Consider the following 16,543-nt stretch of genomic DNA (forward strand, 5'->3'; position numbering starts at 1 on the left):
GCAGTACAAGGACGCAAACGATGCGCCATTCCCTTCTTGTGACCCTGGGTCTGACCACCGCGTTGGGCCTGTCGGCCTGCGATAAGATCCGCGGCGACAACCAGGTCGACCGTGCCATGAGCGCGGTGAACGCGATCGAGGACAACAACCTCAGCGACATCATGCTGACGGTGGCCGATGCTGGCGAGGCGGTGACTTATTTTCAGCGCGCCTCGGCCGAAAATCCCGAAAAGCTGGAGCTGAAACGCGGCTTGGCGAAATCGCTGGTCCGTGCCGGCCGCGCCACCGAGGCGGTGCCGGTCTGGCGCAAGGTGGTCAAGGCGCCCGAGGCGACAAATGACGACCGCGTCGACCTGGCCGAAGCGCTGATCCGCACCGGCAAGTGGGACGAGGCCGACGAAGCGCTGGACGCGATCCCGCCCACCTTCGAGACCTTCAAGCGCTACCGGCTGGAAGCCATGGTCGCCGACAGCAACCAGGAATGGGACAAGGCCGACAGTTTCTATGAAATCGCCGTCGGCCTGACCACCCGGCCCGCCAGCGTGCTGAACAACTGGGGCTATTCCAAGCTGACCCGCGGCGATTACGCCGAGGCCGAACGGCTGTTCGCCGATGCGATCCGCAACGATCAGACCCTGTTCACCGCCAAGAACAACATCGTTCTGGCCCGGGGCGCGCAACGCAACTACACCCTGCCGGTGATCCCGATGGAACAGACCGAAAAGGCCCAGCTGCTGCATACGCTGGGGCTGAGCGCGGTGAAACAGGGCGACATCCAGACCGCCAAGAGCCTGCTGCATGAAGCGATCGAAACCCATCCGCAGCATTTCGAGGCCGCCGTCCGCAGCCTGCAGGCACTGGAAAGCTGACGCCGCTCATGTCAATGCTGTCCTCCATCGCCCCGGCGCTGCAGATGCCGCAATCGGTGGCGCTCTGGCTGTTCCTTGCCAGCCTGCCCGCCTGTCTGTGGTCTGCCTGGAGCGATCTGAGCGCGATGAAGATCCGCAACAATGCGGTGCTGCTGCTGGCCGGGGTCTTCGTGATCGCCGCACCCTTCCTGATGCCGCTGGAACAGGTCGGATGGCAATTGCTGCAACTGATCGTGGTGCTGCTTGTCGGCATGGTGATGAACGGCGCCGGGCTGATCGGGGCGGGCGACGCGAAATTCACCGCCGCCGCCGCGCCCTACGTGATGCTGGGCGACTGGAAACTGGTGGTGATGCTGTTTGCCACGGTGACGCTGGCCGCGGTCGCATCGCACCGGCTGGCCGGTGTGACGCCGCTGCGCAAGCTGGCGCCGGAATGGGAAAGCTGGACCCGCAAGGGCGATTTCCCGATGGGCCTGCCGCTGGGGATCACCCTGTCGCTCTACCTGCTGATCGGGGCGGTCTACGGCGGCTAATGTAGCCGCCTTTAATTCAAATCGGCCCGATCCCGCGCGGTTTTCTCCCTTTTTTCGCCAAACTCTGCCGCCAATATCGCTGCGAACGCCTTCAGAGGCCGCACCGATGACATTGGCAGGACAGGACATGAATATTCAGGCTCAGCCCCAAACCGGCGTCACCCCGCCGCCGCCGCCCAGCAGTCTGGAAGACATGCGTCTACCGATCCCGATGATGCGGGATATCCTGCTGAAAACCCTGTTCCGCAAATCCGTGACCAACGTCACCGACACCGCCGCCGCGATCTGCCTGCCGCGGATGGTCACGCAGGAACTGATCGACATCGCCCGCGAACAGAAGCTGCTGGAAGCGACCGGCACGCTGAACGCCAATGCGGGCAATGAAATGGGTTACCAGCTGACCGATGCGGGCAAGGCGCGCGCGCTCGACGCGCTGGCGCAGTCGGAATATTACGGTGCGATGCCGGTGCCGCTGGACGTCTACCGCGAACAGATCAAGCGGCAGTCGATCCGCGACATTCAGATCACCCGGCAGCAGCTGACCGACGCGATGGGCCATCTGGTGCTGCCGCAGGACCTGCTGTCGAACCTCGGCCCCGCGGTCAGCTCGGGCCGGTCGATCCTGATGTACGGCCCGCCGGGCAACGGTAAATCCTCGATCTCCAACGGCATCCGCGACGCGATGGGCGACAAGATCTATGTCCCCCGCGCCATCGAATATTCCGGCCAGGTGATCACCGTCTACGACCCGATCGTCCATTCCAAGGCCGAAGCGGTCGAAGACGACCCGCATTCGCTGCGCCGAAAGAAGGGCTTCGACAGCCGCTATGTTCGCTGCGACCGCCCGACGGTGATCACCGGGGGCGAACTGACGCTCGACATGCTGGACCTGAAATACAACCCCACCGCCCGCACCTATCAGGCGCCCTTGCAGCTAAAGGCGACGGGCGGCATCTTCATCGTCGACGACCTTGGCCGCCAGTCGGAACCGCCGCAATCGCTGGTCAACCGCTGGATCGTGCCGCTGGAGGAAAACAAGGACATCCTGGCGCTGCAATCGGGCGAAAAATTCGAGGTGCCCTTCGACACGCTGGTGATCTTTTCCACCAACTTCCACCCGAACGAAATCTTCGACCAGGCCGCGCTGCGCCGGATCTTCTATAAGATCAAGATCGACGGGCCCTGCCAGGAAGATTACCTGAAAATCTTCGCCCTGGTGGCGCGCAAGAAGGGCATGCCGCTGGACGAGGACGCGCTGATCCACCTGATCCACGAAAAATACCCGACCATCGACAACATCTATGCCAATTACCAGCCGGTGTTCCTGATCGACCAGATGATTTCGATCTGCGACTTCGAAGGCATCCCCTATCAGATGTCGCCCGAACTGATCGACCGCGCCTGGTCGAACATGTTCGTGAAGGACGAAGTGATCGTGAAGTGATGCACCCGGTCAAGTTCCTCACCTCCCTGGTCTTGATCCTCACGCCCCAGACACTTGCCGCCGCGTCCCCGCAAAGGGACCTGGCCGCGCAGGTGGAGGCCGCCGGTTTCAACGACTTTGAAGACAGACGGCACGAAATCAGGATCGACCACTGCACGATGACCACCTTCGTCTACGAAGATTGGGACGAACACCCCAAGGTGCTGTGGTCTTCATTCGAGCTGAACCTCAAGGATCTGATCCTGCCGGACAGGCAGAAAGATGGTCTGCGCGTGTTCTGGCTTCCGAAATTCAAGGGCGATCGAGGAGCGGCCATGCTGACCTTCGAGATGGTTAAAGGCGCCACCGCCCGCCATGAAATGGCGATGCGCCGGAATCCGAAACCGCCGTTTGAACCGTCACCGCGCGAAGGCGTCGATGGCTATGTGTATAAGGAAAGTAAGAGCTTCTTCATCCTTCACGCGGGCCTTGAAGGCCCCGATCAAGGAGAACTTTTCATCAATCTGCTGGAACAATACAGATTGGAATACTGCTATCCTCTCGGTTGATGCAAACCGGCGGCAAGGCCCTGCCGGAAAAGTTGAGCCGCCGCGAACAGCTCCCTTGCACCGCCATCATGCCCGCCCGGCAGGGGCGCGGCGCGCAAAAGACCGCTGACGCGCGTAACCGACCGTCGCAGGGCCGATTCAGGGCTGGTCAATCCGCGAAAAACGCGCACGATGGGATTGTTGGAAACTACGGGCCATGTCCTTGAATATAACATGAACACCTATTCGCTGACCCTTTCTGGCGTGAAATTGGAAGCCTTGGAATCGGGGGCGCTATACTGGCCCGATCAGAAACTGCTTTGCGTTTCCGATCTGCACCTTGGCAAATCCGAACGGATCGTCCGGCAGGGGGGCGCCTTCCTGCCGCCGCACGACACCCGCGAAACGCTGGGGCGGCTGGAAAAGGACCTGCTGAGGACGGCGGCGAATTCGGTGATCTGCCTGGGCGACAGTTTCGATGCGTCCGCATCGTCGCGCGGGATCAGCGAACCCGAATTCATGTGGATCAGCCGGATGCAGGCGGGCCGACGCTGGGTCTGGATCGAAGGCAGCCACGATCCCGGCCCGCTGGCCATCGGCGGCACCCACCTGGCCGAATTGCCGCTGCCGCCGCTGCATTTTCGCCATATCGCGCGGCGCGGCGCCAGCGGCGAAATATCGGGGCATTTCCATCCCAGGGCGCGGGTCGACAGGGGCGGTCAGGCGGTCAGCCTGCCCTGTTTCCTGGTCGACAGCGACCGCATCATCATGCCTGCCTATGGCAGCCAGAGCGGCGGGTTGCACAGTTCGCACAAGGTGCTGACGCGGCTGATGCGCCCCGAGGCGCAGGCGATCCTGACGGGTCCGAAAATGCAGGCCATCCCGATGCCGCGGGATTGAGGCCGGGGCTCACAGCAGGCCCGCGGCCTCCAGCTCGGGGCGGAAGGTGCGGCTGACCGGAACCTCGGTCCCGTTGCTCAGCACCAGATACAGCTTGCCGCCGCCGCGCTTCGGCTCGCGGACCGCGTCCGCCGCGATCCAATGCGACCGGTGGGTGATATACCCCTCGACCCCGTCCATTTCCGCCACCGCGTCGGCAAAGCGCATCCGCAGGCTGTAAAGCGCGCTGCCGGTTTCGACGTCGACGAAATGATCGCGGGCGCTCAGATGCAGGATCGGGTCGCTGATTTCCGGCGGCAGGCGCAGGCGCAGACGGCACTCTTGTGCCGCCTCTTCGGCGTTGTCGGCCCCCTCCTCCGGCGGCGCGGCCGCCTCTTCGCTGGCCGCCATGAAGATGCTGCCGCTGCCCTCCTGCCCTGCTTCGGTCAATTGATGGAACCGGTGAATGCGCCGGATTGTGGTGATCAGGGCAGAGGTCAGCAGAACGAAACGCCCAATGCGCCAGAAATCGGGGTGCGTGCCCTGGATATTCGCCATCATGATCGAAGACAGGCCGAAGACGAACGGCGTCAGAACCAGCGTCATCACCATGATCGCCGCCACATCGAACCGCCAGCTGGTGTTGTCGTGGATATAGCGGCTGACCGTTCCGCGGACCAGTTGCGACAGGAAGACCGAACAGCCGCAGATCGTGAACCAATAGCACGTGCGCGGCACCCAGTCGTAATTGGAATAGGTGCCAAACGGCCCCATCACCGACGCCCCCACCGCGACCAGCACCCAGACCGCGACCGTCGGGTAGGAAAAGGTGTGTTTGGCCGCTTGGGTCACGAGGCTGATCATTCGGTTACCTGAAAATGGCTGGGATATATAAAATCTTGGCTGTCCAGTGGTTTACTTTGCATAATGCCATGTAACAACACCAAGCCGTCAATACGACCCTTTGGACGGCGGTGTTTACCTACGAAGTGATAAAAGCATGATGATAGACGACAGAATCAAGTCCAGTTTCGAAGCACAGGCGATGATGCAGACGCTCGGCGCGCGGCTGATTTCGGCGGGCGGCGGCGAATGCGTGATCGAAGCACCGATTCTGCCCGGATCGCGGCAGCAGCACGGCTACGGCCATGCCGGGCTGACCTTCGCGATCGGCGACAGCGCCGCGGGATATGCCGCGCTGTCGGTGATGCCCGAAGGTCACGAGGTCCTGACCTCGGAAATCAAGATCAACCTGCTGGCCCCGGCCAAGGGCGATCTGCTGATCGCGCGGGGCAAGGTGATCAAACCGGGGCGGCGGCTGATCGTTGTCACGTCCGAGGTGTTCGCCCGCGACGGCGGCGAGGAAAAGCAGATCGCGCTGATGCAGGGCACGATGGTGCCGGTGCAGGTCTGACACGCCCGCGAAATGAAAGAGCAGCCTTGCGGCTGCTCTTGAAGTCTCAGGCGGTCAGGCCCTCGGGTTCGGCCAGCCCGTGCGCCCGGCAGCAGGCGGTGACCGTGTTGGCCAGCAGGCAGGCGATGGTCATCGGCCCGACCCCGCCCGGCACCGGGGTGATCGCGCCGGCCACCTCGGCGGCGGTGTCGAAATCCACGTCGCCCACCAGACGGGTCTTGCCTTCGCCCTTTTCCGGCGCGTCGATGCGGTTGATGCCCACGTCGATCACCGTCGCGCCCGGCTTGATCCAGTCGCCCGGCACCATCTGAGGCCGGCCCACGGCGGCGACCACGATATCGGCGCGGCGTACCACTTCGGCCAGGTCCTTGGTCCGCGAATGGGCAATGGTCACCGTGCAACTGTCGCCCAGCAGCAATTGTGCCATCGGCTTGCCGACGATGTTGGACCGGCCGATGACGACCGCGTCCATCCCCGACAGCGACCCGTGATAATCGCGCAGCATCATCAGGCAGCCCAGCGGCGTGCAGGGCACCATCGCCTTCTGCCCGGTGCCCAGAAGGCCCACGTTGGAAATATGGAACCCGTCCACGTCCTTGGCCGGGTCGATGGTGTTGATCACCAGGTCTTCGTTCAGGTGCTTGGGCAGCGGCAGCTGCACCAGGATGCCATGCACGTCCGGATCGTTGTTCAGCCGGTCGATCAGCGCCAGCAGGTCCTCTTCGCTGGTCTCGGCGGGCAGCTTGTGCTCGTAGGAATTCATCCCCACCTCGACGGTCTGCTTGCCCTTGGAGCGGACATAGACCTGGCTGGCCGGATCTTCGCCCACCAGCACCACGGCAAGGCCAGGGGTGATCCCGTGCTCTTCCTTCAGCCGCGCCACATGGCCCGCCACCTTTTCCCGCACAGTGGCCGCAAAGGCCTTCCCGTCGATGATCTTCGCCGTCATGTATCGACCTTTCCTGATCCCGAACCGGGCCCGCACCCGGCCTGTCATACTGTTGTGATCTATTGCAGTGCTCTAACGCCCCGCCGCGGCAAACGCCAGACGGGCAAATCCGAAAAACGCCGTTTTGCGCCCGGCCCGGTTTCCCATCCGCACCAACGGCACCGCAACGGAAACCTGCTCAGAACAGCCCCTCGACCTCCCCGGCCTCGTTAAGCATGATCGCCTCGGCGCTCGGGTGGCGCGGCAGGCCGGGCATGGTCATGATCTCGCCGCAGATCACCACGATGAAGCCCGCGCCCGCGCTCAGCCGCACCTCGCGCACCGGCACTGAATGCCCCGTCGGCGCGCCGCGCAGGTTCGGATCGGTGGAAAAGCTGTATTGCGTCTTGGCCATGCAGATCGGCAGATGGCCGTAGCCTGCCTTTTCCCATTCGCGCAACTGGTCGCGGATCTTCTTGTCGGCCAGCACCTCGTCGGCGTGGTAAATCCGCTTGGCGATGGTTTCGACCTTTTCGAACAGCGGCATGTCATCGGGGTAAAGCGGCGCGAAATGCGACCAGCCGCCATCGGCCAGTTCCGCCACCCGCGTCGCCAGTTCCTCCGCGCCTTCGCCGCCCTTTTCCCAGTGCCGGCACAGGATCGCCTCGCTGCCCTGGCTGGCGACATAGTCCTTCACCGCCTGAATTTCGGCCTCGGTATCGGTGACGAAATGGTTGATCGCCACCACCACCGGCACGCCGAAGCCTTTGACGTTGGCGATATGGCGGCCGAGGTTCGGGCAGCCCTTTTGCACCGCCTCGACGTTTTCCGGACCAAGGTCGGCCTTGGCGACGCCGCCGTTCATCTTCATCGCCCGCACCGTGGCGACGATCACCACCGCGTCGGGCGCGATCCCGGCCTTCCGGCATTTGATATCGAAGAACTTCTCGGCCCCCAGATCGGCGCCGAAGCCCGCCTCGGTCACCACGTAATCGGCCAGTTTCAGCGCCGTCTTGGTGGCGATCACCGAATTGCAGCCATGGGCGATATTGGCGAACGGGCCGCCATGCACGAAGGCGGGGTTGTTTTCCAGCGTCTGCACCAGGTTGGGCTGCATCGCGTCCTTCAGCAGCACCGTCATCGCGCCGTCGGCCTTGATGTCGCGGGCATAGATCGGGGTCCGGTCGCGGCGATAGGCGACGATGATATCGCCCAGCCGCTTGCGCAGGTCGTCCAGGTCATCTGCCAGGCACAGGATCGCCATCACTTCCGACGCCACGGTGATGTCGAACCCACCCTGACGCGGGAAACCGTTGGCGACGCCGCCAAGGCTCACCACGATATCGCGCAGCGCCCGGTCGTTCATGTCCATTACCCGGCGCCAGACGATGCGGCGCTCATCGATTTCCAGCTCGTTGCCCCAATAGATATGGTTGTCGATCATCGCCGACAGCAGGTTATGGGCGCTGGTGATGGCGTGAAAATCGCCGGTGAAATGCAGGTTCATCTCCTCCATCGGCACCACCTGGGCGTAACCGCCTCCGGCCGCCCCGCCCTTCATCCCGAAACAGGGACCAAGCGAAGCCTCGCGGATGCAGATCGCGGCGTTCTTGCCGATCCGGTTCAGCCCGTCGCCCAGACCCACCGTGGTGGTGGTCTTGCCCTCGCCCGCAGGGGTCGGGTTGATCGCGGTCACCAGGATCAGCTTGCCGTTTTCGTGCCCGTTCAGCCCGGCGATGAAATCCTGTGAAACCTTGGCCTTGTCATGGCCATAGGGCAGCAGGTGATCGGCCCCGATGCCAAGCCGCGCGCCAATCTCCTGGATCGGTTTCTTATTGGCCTCGCGGGCGATCTCGATATCGGATTTATAGCTCATGGCACCCCTCCCCGGGTTCGCTGAAAACAGCTCTTATTCCGCCTTAACGCATACAGCCGCATACAAGGTGCCGCAAATCCGACATTTCCGCCCCGCGAAACGTCGCGTGCCCGGATTTGTCCGCCCCTGGCGCCTGCGCCACGGTCAGCCCCGCGCGGCGTCCAGATGCGCCCAGACAGGTTGGTCGGGCACATGCAGGGTCAGCGTGTCGCCCAGCTTCACCACGCCTTCGCGTTCGACCCAGGCGGTGACGCCGCGCTTGCCCCTGGCGGCCTGTTTGAACTTCTTGCCCGCCTCCGGCAGGTCCTCGGAAATCACCGGCGCAGGCAGGTGACAGGGCCGGTTTTCCATGTCGATCACCAAGGTCGCGCCCGACGGCGCCTGCAGCCGCGACGAGGGCGGCACATGGGTGAAATCGGGAATGCCCTCGATCACCATCGAGGCGCCGACCCAAGCGGGATCGAACCGCTCCGCCCCGATCGCCTGCGCGATCTTGGCCAGTTCTTCCTCGGACAGGATCGACAGTTGTCGTGTGTTGCGGATCTCGGTGCCCCTGGGATGTTGCAACACCACCCGGCTGCAGGACGGGCGCGTCACCCCGCCATGGGCCTCGCCCGCGATCCCGGCCCATGTCAGCATCGCGTCCTGCAGAGGGACCGAGCGCAAGTCGGCTTCACGGTCAGGCACGGAACCGAGCCAGGTGACACGGGCGGTGAATTGGGTGGGTTTCAGGGCAGGCATGGGCAATATCCGGTGCTAATTTTCGTCAGGATGGCGCAACCCGGCGGCACCCACAAATCATTTTCCGTGACGGTGCCAATTCCAATCGCTGTTCTCAAAATGCTCAGGCACGGTCGGCACTTACCACCCGTCTGCGTTCCGCCCCGCAAAGAAAAACCCCGCCGGAAAGGCGGGGTTTTCTGGGTCTGTTAAACGGTGGGTTCCGGTTCCATCCCGCCGTCGCCTTTCGGCTTCGACTTGGGCTTGGTCTTGGGGATGGCGGTGACCGACGGGGCGCTGCCCGCATCCGGCGTGTCGTCATCCGAACCGGCATGCGGCGGTTCGCCCTTCATCACCCGTTCGATTTCCTCGCCGGTCAGGGTTTCGTATTCCAAAAGCCCCTGCGCCAGACGTTCCCATTCTTCCTGCTTTTCGGTCAGGATGCGATAGGCGTTGTCGTAACCGTCCTGGATGAAGCGCTTGACCTCTTCCTCGATCATTTCCTTGGTATGGGCAGAGACCGAGAAACCGGGCGTCTGGCCGGAATAGCCTTCATGCGCTTCGGAATAGTCGATATTGCCGACCTTGTCCGACATGCCCCAACGCAGCACCATGGCACGCGCCAGGCCCGAGGCCTGCTGAATGTCGCCGGCCGGGCCGTTCGACACTTCGTCCTCGCCGTATTTCAGGATTTCGGCGGCCTTGCCGGCCATGGTCATGGCAAGCTTCTGCTCGCATTCCGACTTGTGCCAGTTCAGGCGGTCGATTTCCGGCAGGCTGACCACCATGCCCAACGCACCGCCGCGCGGGATGATCGTCGCCTTGTAGACCGGATCGCATTTCGGCAGGGCCAGGCCGACGATGGCGTGACCGGCTTCGTGATAGGCGGTCTTTTCCTTCTGGTCGGCGGTCAGCACCATCGACCGGCGCTCGGCCCCCATCATCACCTTGTCCTTGGCGTTCTCGAAATCTTCCATGGTGACGAAGCGGCGGCCGACACGGGCGGCCATCAGGGCGGCCTCGTTCACCAGGTTCATCAGGTCGGCGCCGGAAAACCCGGGCGTGCCGCGCGCGATGATGCGCATGTCGACATCGGGACCCAGCGGGGTCTTGCGCGCATGCACGTTGAGAATCTTTTCGCGGCCCTTGATGTCGGGGTTCGGCACGGTGACCTGACGGTCGAACCGGCCCGGACGCAGCAGCGCGGGGTCCAGAACGTCGCGGCGGTTGGTGGCGGCCAGGATGATGACGCCTTCATTGGCCTCGAACCCGTCCATTTCCACCAGCAGCTGGTTCAGCGTCTGTTCGCGTTCGTCGTTACCGCCGCCATAACCGGCACCACGGGCGCGGCCCACGGCATCGATTTCGTCGATGAAGACGATACAGGGGGCGTTCTTCTTGGCCTGTTCGAACATGTCGCGGACGCGGGACGCGCCGACGCCGACGAACATTTCAACGAAGTCCGAGCCCGAGATGGTGAAGAAGGGCACGCCCGCTTCGCCCGCGATGGCGCGCGCCAGCAGCGTCTTACCGGTGCCCGGAGGGCCCACCAGCAGCGCCCCCTTGGGGATCTTGCCGCCCAGGCGCGAAAATTTCTGCGGGTTGCGCAGGAATTCGACGATTTCTTCCAGTTCTTCCTTGGCTTCGTCGATACCTGCGACGTCGTCAAAGGTCACACGGCCCTGCTTTTCGGTCAGCAGCTTGGCCTTGGATTTGCCAAAGCCCATCGCGCCGCCTTTGCCGCCGCCCTGCATCCGGTTCATGAAGTAGATCCACACGCCGATCAGCAGCAGGAAGGGCAACAGGCTCAGGATGAAGGTCTGGAAACCCGACTGTTCCTGGCTTTCCGCCGAAACCGGGATGCCTTCTTTGAGCAGCATGTCAGTGACTGCGGCGTCTTCCGGCTTGATCGTCACGTAGTCGCGGCCATCGGTGCCACGGAAGCGAACCTTTTCGCCATCCAGCGTGACCTTGCTGACTTTTTCGTCCTGCACCGATTGAACGAAATCGGAATAGCTGGTGGTCTGGCTCTGCAGGGTGCTGCCCGACCCGCTGAACAGATTGAACAGCGCCAGGATCAGCAGGAACAGCACAACCCAAAAGGCGATATTTTTCGCGTTGCCCAAGGAAAATCTCCCAAATCTTCGATCCTCCCGCAGGTATCACAGGAGGCACCGTACTTAAATAGAGATCATGCGCCCATCTTCAATGAGATTAAAGGGCATTAACGAATTCGTCGCGCCCTTGGCCGAGCTTCGCCTGCCATCCCTCCGCCAATCCCGCCAGGGGAGCGGCGACCAGCCGGTCCTGACACCAGATCGCCGGATCGGCCATGACGGCGGCGGCCGGGCGGCCGCTGTCGCGCCAGTCGGGGCACATCGCCAGCCCGGCCTCGCCCAGGGCGGCGATCTGGACCCCTTCGGTTTCTGGGCCGCTCAGCGCCCACCTGCCGTCCCAATCTTCGGCCGGATCGCAGCTCAGTTCCTTCACCGCCTCGTATTCCCGAAACAGGTGCAGCCCGCCCTTGCGGACCATCATGCGGCAGCCCTGCAAGGTGGCGCCCCTGCCGTCGCGGGCGGCCTGCAGGAAATGCGCGACCTCGGCCCGCCGGGGCGCGTAACCGGCGCCGCTGATCCAGCGCAAAGCGGCGACCAGCACCCGGCGCGACAGTTCCTCGGGCAGGTCCAGGAAAGCGTCGCGCGCGACGATCAGATCGCCCGCCAGCATCTGCACGTGATCCCGTGCGAAACGCTGCGCGGCCCAGTTCAGCGCCTCGCGCGCCTGTGTCATGTTTTCCGCCACCAGCGACAGACGGTCCGGGTCGATCCCCAACGGGGCCAGTCCCGCCAGCGCCTGCCGCGCCTTCACCCGGTCGAAACTCGGATCGTCGTTCGAAGGGTCCTCGACCCAGTCCTGCCCGCGCTGCCGCAGATAGCTGCGCAACTCCTCCCGCCGCGCCTGCAACAAGGGGCGCAGGAAGGTCGCGCCGTGGCGGTCAAATCGCGGCGCGATTGCCGACAGCCCGTCGACCCCAGCCCCGCGCGCCAGCCGCATCAGCAGAGTTTCGGCCTGATCGTCGATGGTATGGGCCAGCAGCACCGCCCGCAGCCCGTGCCTTCCGGCCCAATCCGCAAGCAACCGGTAACGCGCCTGCCGTGCCTGATCCTGCAAATTGCCCTGCCCGTCCCAGCCGGTCCAGCGCAGCACCTCATGCGGCACCCCAAGCCCTTCCGCCGTTTCGCCGACAAACGCGGCCTCCTCGACGGCCTCGGCGCGCAACCCGTGATCGACCGTCGCGGCCAGAACCGGCCGGCCCGTTCGCCGCGCCCAATCCGCCGCCATCAACATCAGGGCCATGGAATCGCCGCCGCCTGACACGGCGACGCCAACGGGCCCCTCGGCAAGGGACCCGAGCGCGCTATCCAGCGCCGCGTCGAAATCGGCAGGGATCACTGGCAGGCGAACCGGGCGCGTTCGGCCTCGGCCTCGGCCACCGCATCGGCGCCGGGGAAACGCACGCCGACCTCGCCCAACGTGACGCAGGCTTCGGTCGTCTGGCCCAGTTCCCCAAGCGCGCGGCCCAGCTTGAACAGGGCCTCGGGGGCATCCGATCCTTCGGGCCCGGCACTGAACGCGTCGAGATAGGCGCGCGCCGCGCCGGTCTTTTCACCCATGTTGCCCAAGGCATCGCCGCGCCGCAGATGCGCGCGGGCGGTCAGCGGGGTGCCGGGATAGGCGTCCAGCAGACCTTCGAGGATCGAAATGGCCTCTTCGTTGCGGCCGTCCGCAAGCGCCGTGGTGGCGCGGTCGAAATCTGCCTGTTCGCCCACCGCCAGTTCCGGGCTGGTGGTTTCGGGCGTCAGCGCCACCGGGACCGATGTCGCGCCGGTATCGCCGCCCAGCGTGGTGGTTTCGCCCAGCTTGCCGATATCGCAATTGGGTTCCAATTCGCACAGGCGGAATTCCAGGTCGCCGATGCGGTTGCTGCCATCGCTGACGATCCGGTTGACCCGGTGTTCCAGCTGTTCGGTCTTGGCGGTCAACCGCTGCATCTGCGCCTCGATCGCGTCGACCCGCGCCAGGACCGCGCCGCCCGTGCCCCCCACCATCGGCGCGCCGGTGGTGCTGAGTTCCCGCTTCAGATGCTGGATATCGACGTAAAGAACCGACAGTTCCTGACGAATATCCGCCAGGGTCTGGTCCTGGTCCTGCGCCCAGCCCGCGGGGGCGGCGAAACTCAGCGCCGCAGCGCTGACGATGGCAGGAAGAAAGCGCATCGGCGTCTCAGCTCCTTAGCTCGACAGACCGGCCGAGAGGATCGTCACGGCGCGGCGATTCTTGGAATAGCAGGCCTCTTGCGAACAGATCTCGATCGGGCGTTCCTTGCCGTAGCTGACCACTTTCAGCCGGTTCGGCGCCACGCCGCGCGAAATCAGGTATTCCTGCACCGCGTTGGCGCGGCGTGCGCCAAGCGCGAGGTTGTATTCCCGGGTGCCCTGTTCGTCGGCATGGCCTTCGATGATGGCGGTGTAATCGGTGTTGGTCATCATCCATTCCGCCTGCCCGTCCAGCGTCAGCTGCGCGTCGCCCGACAGGGTCGACTGATCGACGGCGAAGAAGACGCGGTCGCCGACCGCCTGCTGGAAGTACAGCGGCGAGGTCGGATCATCGGCCGATCCGGCCACCCCGGCACCACCGCCGTTCAGGTAGACGTCATCGCCGAAACGGCCCGCATCGGTACAGGCCGCCAGCCCCAGGATGGAGGTTAGGAAAATTGCCTTTGCCACGAATTTCATTGGATTTGCCCCGCTCGATTTCGTGTTTCTTTCGCTATCAATATCATATCGTTTCCGCACTGGAAACGTGTTGCCTGTATACCGCCGGTCTTGGCGACTTCGCGCCAAGACCGGCATCCCTTGTCAGTTCTGCAGCGGCGACCAGGACGGGTCGGACGCGCCGCCCTCGGTCTTCACCCGTTTCAGGTTCCGCCCCGAAATATCCACCGAATAAAGGCTGGCCTCGCCGCCTGCGCCCTGGGTTTCGCGGGTGAACATGATCACCCGCCCATTGGGCGACCAGGTCGGACCCTCGTCAAGGAACGATGCCGTGAGCAGCCGTTCCTCGGACCCGTCGGTCCGCATCACGCCGATATGGAACCGGCCCTTGCTCTGCTTGGTGAAGGCGATCATGTCGCCGCGCGGCGACCAGACCGGCGTGCCGTAACGGCCCTTGCCGAAGCTGATCCGGCGCGGTTCGCCGCCATTTGCGTCCATGATGTAAAGCTGCTGGGTGCCGCTGCGGTCGCTTTCAAACACGATCTGCGATCCGTCCGGGCTGAAGCTGGGCGCGGTTTCGATCGACGGCGCGCTGGTCAGCCGCTTGGTCTGCCCGGTCGCGACATTCATCCGGAAAATATCCGTGTTGCCGCCCCGGGTGACCGAATAGACCACCGTCTGCCCATCCGGGGAGAAGCGGGGCGCGAAGCTCATCGTGCCTTCCTGGTCTTCCAACACCCGGCGGCGGACCGAAGCCACGTCGAGCAGGTAGATGCGCGGGAAGCCGGTTTCATAGCTGGTATAAAGGATACGGTCGCCGGTGGGCGAAAACCGCGGCGCCAGCACGATGGAGCTGCTGTCGGTCAGGTACTGCACATTGGCGCCGTCGTAATCCATGATCGCCAGCCGCTTCTTGCGGTCGCTCTTGGGCCCGGTTTCGCTGACATAGACGACGCGGCTGTCGAAATAACCGCCCTCGCCGGTGATCCGGCTGTAAACCGCATCGGCCACCTTGTGCGCCATCCGCCGCCAGCCGTCGCGGGTGCCCGCGAATTGCAGCCCCTGCCCCAGTTCCTGCCCGGCAAACACGTCGTAAAGGCGGAACTTGACCACCAGACGCCCGCCTGCCTGCAGATCGACCGCCCCGGTGATCAGCGCCTGCGCGTTGATCGCCTTCCAATCGGCGAACTGCACCGGGCTGGAAAAGCTGGAAATCTGGCTGATGAAGGCGCTGTCGGGGATTTGCCGGAACAGCCCGGTCCCGGCCAGGTCCTCGGCCACCACCTGCGCGATATCCTGCGCCAGCTGCCGCGCCGCGCCGCTTTCGGGAACGAAGCCGGGGGCGGCGAAGGGTAAGGGTTCGATCACCCCTTCGGTGATTTCGATCCGAAGCGGGCCGTTCTGCGCCGAGACCGGCAGGGACAGGGCCATCAGGGCCGCAAGGAGGGTCAGCAAGCGTTTCATCATTTGATCCTCATTTTCTCCGGATTGAAGGTCATTTCAATCTCGCGCCATTGTTCATATTTCTCGGGCGGCAGGTCAAAGCCGCGCGCGCCGCAGCGGATGATCGCCCGCCGCGCCGCCTGAAAGGCCTGATTGGCCGACCCGGTGGAGCCGCCTTGCGAATCCACCATGCGGATGGTGCCGGTTTCCGGCGTGCCGTCCTGATTCATCTGCACCGTCACCACAACGGTCGTGCGCAAAGCTTCCGTCGAAAGCGCGCCGGTGTTCCAGCATTTCTGCACCGCGACCCTTAACGCATCCTTTTCGCCCGAGGTCAGCGGCGGGCCGGAGGGCCGCGACGGGGTCGTCGGTTCCGCCGTGCCCCCGGCCAACGCCTGAGCCAGCGCATCGTTGACCGCGGCCTGCGTACCGGTGTCGGTTTCCGGTTCCGGCGCGGGTTGCGCCACCCGGGTCGGGCGGGTGCGCGGGCGGACCGAGGTGCTGGGCGCGCTGCTCGACGCTTCGGCCTCGGTCACGATTTCGGTCGCGGCCTCTTCCTCGGCCGTCTGTTCCTGTTGTTCGCGCTGGACCTCGGCGGCGCCGTCATCCACCGCTTCGTCCTGGGCGATATCGTCGATCTTCACATCCGGTTCCGGCGGTGCCACCGGTTCGGGGGCGACACGGGTGGTGGGCCGGGTCTGCGGCCGGTCGCTCAGATCGGGCGCGGCGGTGACCGGCGCCTCGACCGGCGGCACCAGAACCGGCGCCACGTCTTCGACCTCGGCGGGCGGCTCGGGCGGCAGCAGGGCCGCGACATCGGGCGCCTGTTCCGGTTCGGGGGGCGGCGCGGCCGCGTCGGGTTCCGCGATCACCGGGGCGGGGTCCGGGGCCTCGGCCTGCGGCGGTTCAGTTTCCGTCGCTTCCGGGTCCGGCGGGGTCAGCGCCACCATCTCGCTATCCAGGCTCGGCGCTTCGGTCGGGGCCATCATCGCGTCGAATTCCTCGGCCGAAATCATCGCCACCTCGGTCACCTCGAAAGGTTCCGGCGCGGGTTTGAACACCCCACCCAGCAGCGCCCAGCCAATGAGGCCGATATGCGCAGCACCCGAGATATACTGGCCGGTATTCATCCCCG

General features: G+C 64.4%; 16 protein-coding genes. 6 read left to right on the plus strand and 10 right to left on the minus strand.

Features of this window, described 5'->3' with window-relative positions:
• Positions 1 to 20: 20 nt before the first annotated feature.
• The 5 genes from GR167_RS06125 (at position 21) to pdeM (ending at position 4,273) form a co-directional block, all read left to right on the plus strand.
• Positions 21 to 869, plus strand: a complete 849-nt coding sequence (locus GR167_RS06125) for a tetratricopeptide repeat protein (RefSeq protein WP_160972533.1) — start codon at positions 21 to 23, stop codon at positions 867 to 869.
• 8 nt (positions 870 to 877) lie between these two features.
• The gene (locus tag GR167_RS06130) at positions 878 to 1,402 is read left to right on the plus strand and encodes a prepilin peptidase (protein ID WP_235915849.1); all 525 of its coding nucleotides are present in this window, start codon (positions 878 to 880) and stop codon (positions 1,400 to 1,402) included.
• A gap of 127 nt (positions 1,403 to 1,529) precedes the next feature.
• Entirely contained in the window at positions 1,530 to 2,846 is a 1,317-nt protein-coding gene (locus GR167_RS06135) for a DUF8689 domain-containing protein (RefSeq protein WP_160972534.1), read from the plus strand.
• Complete coding sequence (locus tag GR167_RS06140; RefSeq protein WP_160972535.1) at positions 2,846 to 3,394, plus strand: hypothetical protein; 549 nt, start codon at positions 2,846 to 2,848, stop codon at positions 3,392 to 3,394. Before GR167_RS06135 ends, GR167_RS06140 begins: the two co-directional genes overlap by 1 nt.
• A gap of 213 nt (positions 3,395 to 3,607) precedes the next feature.
• The gene (gene pdeM, locus GR167_RS06145; protein ID WP_160972536.1) at positions 3,608 to 4,273 is read left to right on the plus strand and encodes a ligase-associated DNA damage response endonuclease PdeM; all 666 of its coding nucleotides are present in this window, start codon (positions 3,608 to 3,610) and stop codon (positions 4,271 to 4,273) included.
• 9 nt (positions 4,274 to 4,282) lie between these two features.
• Here the strand turns inward: pdeM and GR167_RS06150 are convergent, their stop codons facing one another.
• The gene (locus GR167_RS06150; protein WP_160972537.1) at positions 4,283 to 5,116 is read right to left on the minus strand and encodes a LytTR family DNA-binding domain-containing protein; all 834 of its coding nucleotides are present in this window, start codon (positions 5,114 to 5,116) and stop codon (positions 4,283 to 4,285) included.
• Positions 5,117 to 5,255: 139 nt separating this feature from the next.
• Here GR167_RS06150 and GR167_RS06155 point away from each other — a divergent pair, with 139 nt between their 5' ends.
• Positions 5,256 to 5,666, plus strand: a complete 411-nt coding sequence (locus GR167_RS06155; protein WP_160972667.1) for a PaaI family thioesterase — start codon at positions 5,256 to 5,258, stop codon at positions 5,664 to 5,666.
• A gap of 46 nt (positions 5,667 to 5,712) precedes the next feature.
• Here GR167_RS06155 and folD read toward each other — a convergent pair whose 3' ends face one another.
• The 9 genes from folD to tolA all read right to left on the minus strand — a co-directional run bounded on the left by folD (position 5,713) and on the right by tolA (position 16,538).
• Positions 5,713 to 6,615 carry a bifunctional methylenetetrahydrofolate dehydrogenase/methenyltetrahydrofolate cyclohydrolase FolD gene (folD, locus tag GR167_RS06160; RefSeq protein WP_160972538.1) on the minus strand — a complete coding sequence of 301 codons (903 nt, stop codon included), beginning with the start codon at positions 6,613 to 6,615 and terminating at the stop codon, positions 5,713 to 5,715.
• A 178-nt stretch (positions 6,616 to 6,793) separates the two neighbouring features.
• Positions 6,794 to 8,470, minus strand: coding sequence for a formate--tetrahydrofolate ligase (locus GR167_RS06165; protein ID WP_160972539.1), 1,677 nt, complete (start codon positions 8,468 to 8,470; stop codon positions 6,794 to 6,796).
• A 144-nt stretch (positions 8,471 to 8,614) separates the two neighbouring features.
• Positions 8,615 to 9,211 (minus strand): MOSC domain-containing protein, encoded by a 597-nt coding sequence (locus GR167_RS06170; protein WP_160972540.1) that lies wholly within the window; start codon positions 9,209 to 9,211, stop codon positions 8,615 to 8,617.
• A gap of 188 nt (positions 9,212 to 9,399) precedes the next feature.
• Positions 9,400 to 11,316: an ATP-dependent zinc metalloprotease FtsH gene (gene ftsH, locus GR167_RS06175; protein WP_160972541.1), complete on the minus strand. Its 1,917-nt coding sequence runs from the start codon at positions 11,314 to 11,316 to the stop codon at positions 9,400 to 9,402.
• 88 nt (positions 11,317 to 11,404) lie between these two features.
• On the minus strand, positions 11,405 to 12,643 hold the full coding sequence (tilS, locus tag GR167_RS06180; RefSeq protein WP_370741252.1) for a tRNA lysidine(34) synthetase TilS: 1,239 nt from the start codon (positions 12,641 to 12,643) through the stop codon (positions 11,405 to 11,407).
• Positions 12,640 to 13,467, minus strand: a complete 828-nt coding sequence (locus tag GR167_RS06185) for a tetratricopeptide repeat protein (RefSeq protein ID WP_160972542.1) — start codon at positions 13,465 to 13,467, stop codon at positions 12,640 to 12,642. The genes tilS and GR167_RS06185 overlap by 4 nt, the downstream gene beginning before the upstream one ends.
• A 15-nt stretch (positions 13,468 to 13,482) precedes the next feature.
• Positions 13,483 to 13,986 carry a peptidoglycan-associated lipoprotein Pal gene (gene pal, locus GR167_RS06190; RefSeq protein WP_160972543.1) on the minus strand — a complete coding sequence of 168 codons (504 nt, stop codon included), beginning with the start codon at positions 13,984 to 13,986 and terminating at the stop codon, positions 13,483 to 13,485.
• Positions 13,987 to 14,109: 123 nt separating this feature from the next.
• Complete coding sequence (gene tolB / locus GR167_RS06195; RefSeq protein ID WP_160972544.1) at positions 14,110 to 15,432, minus strand: Tol-Pal system beta propeller repeat protein TolB; 1,323 nt, start codon at positions 15,430 to 15,432, stop codon at positions 14,110 to 14,112.
• Positions 15,429 to 16,538: a cell envelope integrity protein TolA gene (tolA, locus tag GR167_RS06200; protein ID WP_160972545.1), complete on the minus strand. Its 1,110-nt coding sequence runs from the start codon at positions 16,536 to 16,538 to the stop codon at positions 15,429 to 15,431. The genes tolB and tolA overlap by 4 nt, the downstream gene beginning before the upstream one ends.
• Positions 16,539 to 16,543 lie beyond the last annotated feature (5 nt).

The organism is Thalassovita mangrovi, assembly GCF_009857745.1.
In the GTDB taxonomy this organism is placed as follows: domain Bacteria; phylum Pseudomonadota; class Alphaproteobacteria; order Rhodobacterales; family Rhodobacteraceae; genus Thalassobius; species Thalassobius mangrovi.